Source organism: Rothia sp. HMSC064D08 (genome assembly GCF_001809525.1).
Classification (GTDB): domain Bacteria; phylum Actinomycetota; class Actinomycetes; order Actinomycetales; family Micrococcaceae; genus Rothia; species Rothia dentocariosa.
In genome coordinates this window covers 810,649-818,819 of record NZ_KV797900.1, presented here as the reverse complement: position 1 = coordinate 818,819, position 8,171 = coordinate 810,649, and the positions used below count along the sequence as shown (strand labels likewise).

Sequence of the window (8,171 nt, the reverse complement as noted above, 5' to 3'; positions counted from 1 at the left end):
TCGGTTGCACCCGACCTGGCCCAACATGTAAAACTCAGGGGTTCACGAAAGAATAAATATTTTTCCGTGAGCTCCTGAGCGAACCCTTCAGGGTATCTTAGAAGCAAACTCTCTATAACCATGTGATCATTATCGCAATGGTATAAGAATAAAATCAGGACACCTTTACTTTAAAAATCTATTGAGAATTAGAAAAAGCTACAAACCGCGATATAGTGCGATTCTGCTGTGATAGCAGGTGTACATTGTCTCTCATGTATATTCTTGCCAAACGTCAATTCTTAAGAACCTCTTGATCGGCATACCATACCGAAAATTTCACCTATGTTTTTATTTAATATTATTTAACTGGTAATTTAACTCTATTGAACGCTTTACTCCGCTATTGCAGACTTCGTAAAGCTCCCAAATCTGAGGGGACTAATATCAAGTCCCAGCAGATTATCACTGCTCCGTAGGCGGAATTAGTCCTGCCGGAGTCTATCACTCACAACACAAACATAGCGGCTGAATTCAGCGCACATTATTCAGCACATAGCGACAAGAAAATCGAGAACCGAGGACTATCTATGACCCGCATCAGAAAGATGCGTGCCGGAACCCTGGCCGCGCTTACCGTACCCGCTATTGTGGGCGCTACCCTTACTGCACCCGCCCATGCAACCGTCGCATCCGGCACATACCGCAGCTACACCGCCCCGAACGGCCTTAACTCTCAGTACCATGTGTATGCAAACGGTATCGACTGGTCAAAACCCGTGGGCGTAGTCTTCTACATTGATGGCGACTATTGGCGTAACGACCAGTCTAAGATTCACAGCCCCGAGCAGGGCATGCTCCCCGCTATGGGCCGTATAGCAAATGCCCGCAACATGGTTTTTGTACCCGTCGTGTCTCCAGATAAAAATGCATCCGGTAACGGCATTACCTGGTGGGAAAACCTCGACGCCAACGGCGACTATTTCCGCTCCTTTGCGCAGCAATTTATTTCGAGTAACGGAATCGACCCCTCACAGGTGTGGACGATGGGTTATTCCGGAGGCGCCGAGTTTATCACTTATGAGCTGAATGCGGATCGTCAGGGCACTTGGCGCTCTGGCGGCGGTTCTATCCTCGTTGCGGGCGGCGGTTATGAACGCATGCAGACCGAGGCACCGCAGAACATTAAGAACCAGCCTATGTACTGGTGGGTCGGCGCCGCCGATACTTCTGGTACAACGAACCCTCCAACGTGGAGCGCCCGAGGTGCTGTTGAACAGGGCTACGCTGCGTACCGCAACAGCGGCTTTACCAATACCCAGATGAAACTGATCCCAGGTTTTAGCCACCAAGATTATGACCTGCCGCTCATCATGGCGCAGTCCCTAGATGCAGGCGGTCACCGTTTTGGCGCAGGGTACAGCGACCTTCCGACCACGAATCCGTTCTACACAGAGATTAGTTGGAACTCAGATCGCCGCATTATGACCGGTTTTGCCGATCGCACTTTCCGTCCGTACAGCGCTGTAAATCGCGCCCAGGTGGCAACGTATCTCTACCGTCTTGCGGGTAGCCCTGCCGTGGAGCTTCCCGCGACTTCTCCGTTCCCAGATGTTACGCCGAACCACCCGGCATATAAGGAAATCGTGTGGCTTAAACAGCAGGGAATTACGACCGGATGGTCTGACGGTACCTTCCGCCCACATGATGCTATCAGCCGTGAGGCACTGGCGGCGTTTTTCTACCGTTTCAACGGTTCTCCCGCGTATGCACCGGGTGCACAGCAGTTTGCTGATGTAAACCCCTCTACTATGTTCTATAAAGAAATCTCATGGATGGCAGATCAGGGTATTACTACTGGCTGGCCTGACAGCACTTTCCGACCTGGCGAAGCTACCTCACGTGAGGCCATGGCGGCGTTCCTGTACCGTGTCTCTAAGCTTTAGAATCAGGTTTTCAGTGTAGAACGTAAAGCGCAGATGCTCCCCAACCTAAGGTTGGGGAGCATCTGCGTAATCTAGCAGCCGATCAGGCTAAGACTATGCGTTCTTGTTTTTGAGAGCCGCAAGACGCGCATCAAGTTCAGACTGACGACCAAGCTCTTCAAGGTCATTGAACTGAGCGTCCAGGGAGGAAGCTGCAAGTTCCTGCTGACCCTGCACGCGAGCCTCTTCGCGGCGAACCTTCTCTTCAAAGCGTGAGACCTCGCTCGTGGGGTCCATAACATCGAATGCCTTGAGTGCATCATTCACCTGAGACTGAGCGGCAGCGGTCTTCTGGCGGGCGTTAAGCTCATCGCGCTTGGACTTAAGCTCATCCAGTTTTGCACGCATCTTGGTGAGACCGTCTTTGAGCTGCTCAACCACCTGGGTCTGCGATGCGATCTGCGGTTCTGCGGCCTTTGCCTCACGTTCAGCCTGCATCTGCTTGCCCAGAGCAATTTTTGCGAGATTATCGAACTTATCCGCGTTAGCGGTGTCGCCTGCAGCACGGAACTCATCGGCTTTATTGGAGGCAGCCAGAGCCTTAGAACCCCACTCATCGGCGTCGCGCAGGTCTTCTGCATGATCCTGCTCCAGAAGACGCAGGTTACCAATAGTCTGAGCCACAGCTGCTTCTGCTTCTACAATGTTATTTGTATAGTCACGAACCATCTGATCTAACATTTTCTGCGGGTCTTCTGCCGCATCAATGAGGGCGTTAATATTAGCCTTTGCTAGCTGTGCGATACGACCGAAAATGGACTGTTTTACCATGTTATTTCCTTTTCTTTCACGCGGCACCGGGAAGGAGCTTATTCGCACGTACAGCGCCGCAACTTTTCTTATTATCGTGGGTCAGCCTGAAAAATTACTGGGAAAATATCGCCTATAAGGTGACGAGTACAAGAACATGAGGTTAACGAGAGCCCTAACACGTTTCTGGTGCTTATATTCTTGAACGTTAGAAGCTGCCGCCGTCTCCACCGCCGAAGTCGCCGCCACCGCCTCCGAAATCCCAGCCTCCACCGGAGTCACCGCCGCCCCAGTGATGACCGGTGGAAGCTGAAGCAGAGTGTGAGCCCATCGCGCTAAAAATAGCACCTAAGAGCATGCCTTGCGCTAGGGAATCGCCGCCGTAGCTTTGACCATAACGGTTATCGTCCCAGTAATTGTTGACATCCTGATTTGCGGAGTTCTGCGCATCGCTCGCCAAAGAAATAGCTTCATATGCCCTGTTGAGCGAATTTACCGGATCGGACTCCCGCAAACGGTGTGCATCGTTCAGGGCAGTTTGCGCCTCAGACAGATAGGTACGAGCTTGTGAACCGACACCGCGCCGACGGTTGTTAATGAAGTCCGATGCGCTGCGCACCTGAGCCTCTGCAGAACGTAAGGTACGAGACAGACTTTCTTTAGCCGCCTGCTCACGCTCACGGTCGGCGCGAAGCGATGACATGGAACGATTCAGCTCGCTTGTGAGCTGATGCAGTTGTTCCGTGAGGGCAATAGGATCATTCGGGCGTTCTTGTGCCTGTTGTGAAACCTGCCCAAGAATAGCCTCCATACCGGCTGCCGTCGCGGCGAGTTCGGCACGGTTCTGAGACTCCGCGAGGCTCTTAGCCTCAGCTACGTCACGTTGAATACTCAAAATATCGGTGCTAAGACTGGATTGTGCAGATTCCAAAGCTGAGGCGTGATTGCTGACTGCTTCTGTTAGCGACGTAATTTGGGCCGCAGACTCTTCTGCGTTGCGCAGATGCACAACAGCTTCGGACCGGGAAGTATCTACTAAACGAGATGCCTCCTGAAGTTCCTGAGCCACCAGGCTTTGGTGTGAATCCAACAGAGCTGCAGATTTATTGATCGGTTCTAACGCACTCGGCAAGTACTGGTCTTTGAGTCGCGCGTATGTATGCTGCGCGGTTTCGACTATCTGCTGAAGTTCCGGTATACGCCCCTGGAGCCTAGCAATAGCCTGGGGAGCTTCATGTTCCAGATTGCGCATTTCAGAGAGCTTCTGCGCCTGATCTCGGGAAATATCAGAAATCTCCTGAGAATTATCGATAATTTCGCTCAGCCAAGCGCGCTGTTCCGCAACGGTGTCCGGAACATCATCGTTGAGAAGTTTCTGGCGGTGGAATGATGCCTGCATGAGCTCTTGGGCGCGTGTTAGCTCCTCTTCAAAAGGCTTGACGTGTTCATTACCGTATTGGGCGCGGGCAAATTCAAGTTCCTGCTTCGACTGCACCATAGAATTATCTGCCTGAACAAGTGCTGCACCGGCACGGGTGCGCAGCTCCTCCAACGAGACTTCAGGTACTTTAGATGTTGAGTATGCAGGCGTACTTCCCGGCTCGTTTTTGGAGCGACGGCGTTTCATAATGTAGTACCCAGCGCCCGCTACACCTGCTACACCTAGGGCGCCGCCGCTTATAGCGACAGCGGGGCTAATGCCCCCTTTTTGAGCGTTAATACCGTTGACCGCCTCAAGAGCTGCACCTTTGTAATCCCCGCTTTGCAGTTTTGGCTTGATGTATTTTTGGTACACCTCCGACTGCTGATCAGAACTGAGCGCCTTATTACTCCCAGCGGCGAAGTAAGCACGGCGGCTTTCTGTCGCTATGACAAGAATGGCGTCCGCATTACCGTAGCTGTTCTTTTTCGCTGTCTCTTCAGTCCATGCCTTAGCCTCTTCGGGGCTCTCAAACTTATCAATAGTCAGCACATGCAGATCAATATTGTGGTTTTTAGAGAGTTCGCTGATTTTAGAGTTAAGTTCTGAGGTATCGCCCAAGACATTGGTCGTGTCTTGTACTCTACCTGTGATAGTCATGGGAGTTTGGGCTTGCGCGGTACTGATACCGGGCGTCAAGAACGAAGAGCCCGCCATCGGTAGCGCGACGGAAAGCATAGTGGCGCCAAAAGCTAAAGCACCTACGCTGAGGGCACGTCGGATGCGCCGAGAACCAAACGGACGGTCAGCATTCGTGATATTACTCAAAGGAAGACTCCCATTCTTTCGCATATGCCGCGCGGTGATTATCCACGGCGTGGGAGGAATAAACCCACACGTACTTCCATCTTACCGGTCACCAACCTGTCATGAGCTGTAGTCATCACAGAGCGTACATAACTGAAGAAATTCCGGGCTAATTCTCAGGATACGATCGTCGACTGTTTACTCCAGGAGTACCGCTTTTGTTCACGATGCGGTACTTATTGGATGAATAATATTGGCTAATTCAGATCGTAGCCGCGGTTCTTCATATATTCCGTATCCGTCACCATATGGTGCCCGGGACGATTCGGCATTTGATACTGCTGAGGAACTTGTACCTGCGAAGGATCGCGGAGCGGCAGGTCGTTCTGCCATTTTTGTAATTCTGCCGTTTTTCGACGGTTTTTACGTACGATGCGGATGATGAGGACAGGAATTCCAAGCAGAATAAACAGGACAAAAACCAACACGCCTGCGGCAACAAGAAAATTTTCGAACCAGCCATCGGCTTCGGAAATATCGCTTAGCCCTTGGGGGATATTGCCGTCATTGCTCGCGGAGTAGTCATGATCCCCGATAAAAATATCAGTGAACATGCGCCCGGCGGTACCGTAAAGACCATGATCCGCGATAACACGCTTGATACTGCTGTTTTGGGAGCCCGAATTGTCTTTAACGTACAGGGCGTGTGCCCATGCATCGCTCATAAAACTCTGGTCATTGCTGATAATAGTGCCTTGATTCTTAGACGTATCGATAAGCAAAACTACTGTGCGTGGGCGAGCATGGTTGAGACTCAAGAATTCTTGACCCCACTCCTTGAGCGGTTTGCCATTGGTCCCGGAGACCAACACCATATAGGCTTCTACCGAGTGAAGGGCATTACTGGTACTCAAACCTTCGGTGAGCTCGTCTTCAAGCCCATCCGATAGGGCATTAAGAGTTCCGTCCCGGTCAATAATAGGGGTTTGTGGATTTAGCGTGACCTCGAAAGGTGCTTGAGCGTGGGCCGCCGTCGGGTAAGCAATGAAACTAGCGCCGATACCTGCTAATGCGCATACGAAAGACAGCATGAGGGCGACCACAATACGGGGCAGAGGTCTTTGAGGTAAACGGGGTCTAGATGTGGCACCATAAAAATTTTGAGAGACAGTGTTTCGGCGATGAATAGTCATACCAATAAACATACCCTGTTTTAGACCGGCTTAAGGGAATTTTTCTGAAGAAATATCACCTTGCGATATGACTCAGCTGCACCACGAGTTGTTTAGAGACTCTACGAAGCTTAAGAAAAGGTGACGTTACCCCACTTAGTAGACGGCACTTCTTAGCTTGTATTACGAGCTTTCGTCGTTGGTGCGTGTAATACTAAGATCTTCGTGATTTTTATAAGCTGGTCGCCGAGCTAAGTTGCTGCTCAAGCGCAGAAGAACAAGACTGCGCACGCGCCAAACGACGATGCACTATGCCTGCACAGCACGCTACCAGGCCGGTACCTAAGCCAAGAATAACGGCCAGCACGGTACCAATAATGAGTGCTGTCAGCATGTCTGTTCCTTTCTTGATGCGATCTCGTTAAACCTTAGAGCCCGTCTTTAAGCGTAGGCTGTGAAGTTGACTCTGGAAGGCTGTACCTCTTGAAATATTTTTGTGGAGTTACCCCGGAAATTGAGGGTTCTCAGCAAACTCCCAGGAAATTCCGGGTGCAACCTCAGAGAAAACGGAGGTATAAAACAAGAACTGCGTTTACAGTAGAAAAAGACGCGTGCCTGTTGGCGCTGTCGCCAATATGGTTATTTAGATATCACCTAAGATTTATTGAGAGCCCCTCAAGGAGAGACCACAATGACCCAATACCCTGGTGGCTGGAACCAAGATTCTGGCGCTAACGGTTATAACGATGCAACCCGTCCGATGCAGCAGTCTGCACCCGGATCCTATGCTCAACAGGACTACCAGAATACGGGTTATCAACAGCAGGGCTACCAGCAAAATTACCAAACTTCCGGGTATCAACAGAGTTCCCAGAACCCCCAGAATGGATATCAGAACCAGTACTCCGGGCAGAGGCAGAATCCTCAGCAAGAGCCCAAGAAGAAATATGGAACCGGTGTCGTACTTACCGCTGCTTTGCTTGCAGCCCTTGTGGGCGGCGGCGTAGGTGCTGGTGTTGGAGGCGGTATTGCCGCATCTACAAGCAGTAATAGTTCATCCGTCACCGGCAGAAATGCTGGAGGCAGCGCAACAAATCCCACAGTCGTAACCGATACAGCTAAGAAGGTGCTTCCTTCGACCGTCACTGTAGGATCAAAGCTGACCGACGGTAACGGCGTTGGTACAGGTGAAGTTCTCGATAACCAGGGACATATTCTCACTAATAATCACGTAGTCTCTACAAACGGTACCCAGCAGTCCTCTAGAGTCGAAGTGCGTTTGCATGACGGAAGTATTCGCGTGGCAAAGATCGTGGGTACCGATGTAACCTCGGATCTTGCGGTCATTAAGATTGACCCCAGTGGGCTAGACCTTAAACCCATTACCTTTGGCGACTCCTCGAAGGTCGTTCCTGGTGAAACCGTGGTGGCGCTTGGCTCGCCACATAATCTGCAGGATACCGTGACTGCGGGTGTTATATCTAACACCGACCGTGCTGCAGAAGCAGAAAAAGACGGCGTATACATTCCCATGATTCAGACCGATGCGCCAGTGAACCACGGTAACTCGGGCGGTCCTTTGGTGAACTCCAGCGGGGCGCTCGTGGGCATCAACTCTCAGATCGAGTCTGAAGGCGGCGGTAATGAGGGCATCGCGTACGCCATTCCCTCGAACTACGCTAAGCGTATTTCTGACGAAATTATTAGCAAAGGCAAAGCAACCCATGGGTACCTAGGCGCGAATATTGAAAGCGCTCCTGGGCAGACCAATGAGGGAGAATCTCGGTTCTTCCCGGATGGTGTGCGGGTCACCAATATCTCTAGCGGAAGCCCCGCAGAAAAGGCTGGTCTGCAGAAGGGAGATGTTATCGTCGAGGCGGATGGTCACCGCATCGAACAGAGTAAGACCCTCAACGGCGTAGTGCGTGCACAAGCAGCAGGTGCCACAGTGGATATGAAGATTAAACGGGGGTCAGAGACAAAGAACATCAAAGTGACGCTCGGCGACGCCGATAATCAGCATTAACAGAGCTATAAAACCGCCCGAGGCGGCGTTTC

General features: G+C 51.4%; 6 protein-coding genes. 2 read left to right on the top strand and 4 right to left on the bottom strand.

Features of this window, described 5'->3' with window-relative positions:
- Positions 1 to 569: 569 nt before the first annotated feature.
- On the top strand, positions 570 to 1,925 hold the full coding sequence (locus HMPREF2625_RS10230; RefSeq protein WP_070524325.1) for an S-layer homology domain-containing protein: 1,356 nt from the start codon (positions 570 to 572) through the stop codon (positions 1,923 to 1,925).
- 93 nt (positions 1,926 to 2,018) lie between these two features.
- On the opposite strand, the gene HMPREF2625_RS10225 is transcribed toward HMPREF2625_RS10230, so the two are convergent.
- The 4 genes from HMPREF2625_RS10225 to HMPREF2625_RS10930 form a co-directional block, all read right to left on the bottom strand.
- Entirely contained in the window at positions 2,019 to 2,735 is a 717-nt protein-coding gene (locus HMPREF2625_RS10225) for a PspA/IM30 family protein (protein ID WP_013397437.1), read from the bottom strand.
- A gap of 187 nt (positions 2,736 to 2,922) precedes the next feature.
- On the bottom strand, positions 2,923 to 4,962 hold the full coding sequence (locus HMPREF2625_RS10220) for a TPM domain-containing protein (RefSeq protein WP_070524323.1): 2,040 nt from the start codon (positions 4,960 to 4,962) through the stop codon (positions 2,923 to 2,925).
- A 236-nt stretch (positions 4,963 to 5,198) separates the two neighbouring features.
- Positions 5,199 to 6,032, bottom strand: a complete 834-nt coding sequence (locus tag HMPREF2625_RS10215; protein WP_246826786.1) for a hypothetical protein — start codon at positions 6,030 to 6,032, stop codon at positions 5,199 to 5,201.
- A gap of 313 nt (positions 6,033 to 6,345) precedes the next feature.
- Positions 6,346 to 6,507 (bottom strand): hypothetical protein, encoded by a 162-nt coding sequence (locus HMPREF2625_RS10930; protein WP_168162335.1) that lies wholly within the window; start codon positions 6,505 to 6,507, stop codon positions 6,346 to 6,348.
- Between the two features lie 297 nt (positions 6,508 to 6,804).
- On the opposite strand from HMPREF2625_RS10930, the gene HMPREF2625_RS10210 reads away from it, so the two are divergent.
- Positions 6,805 to 8,139, top strand: coding sequence for a S1C family serine protease (locus HMPREF2625_RS10210; RefSeq protein ID WP_070524321.1), 1,335 nt, complete (start codon positions 6,805 to 6,807; stop codon positions 8,137 to 8,139).
- Positions 8,140 to 8,171 lie beyond the last annotated feature (32 nt).

Coding starts and splice junctions, on each gene's coding strand:
- HMPREF2625_RS10215 (WP_246826786.1), bottom strand. CDS start 6,032: ATGCTGTCTTTCGTATGCGCATTAGCAGGTATCGGCGCTAGTTTCATT.
- HMPREF2625_RS10230 (WP_070524325.1), top strand. CDS start 570: ATGACCCGCATCAGAAAGATGCGTGCCGGAACCCTGGCCGCGCTTACC.
- HMPREF2625_RS10225 (WP_013397437.1), bottom strand. CDS start 2,735: ATGGTAAAACAGTCCATTTTCGGTCGTATCGCACAGCTAGCAAAGGCT.
- HMPREF2625_RS10930 (WP_168162335.1), bottom strand. CDS start 6,507: ATGCTGACAGCACTCATTATTGGTACCGTGCTGGCCGTTATTCTTGGC.
- HMPREF2625_RS10210 (WP_070524321.1), top strand. CDS start 6,805: ATGACCCAATACCCTGGTGGCTGGAACCAAGATTCTGGCGCTAACGGT.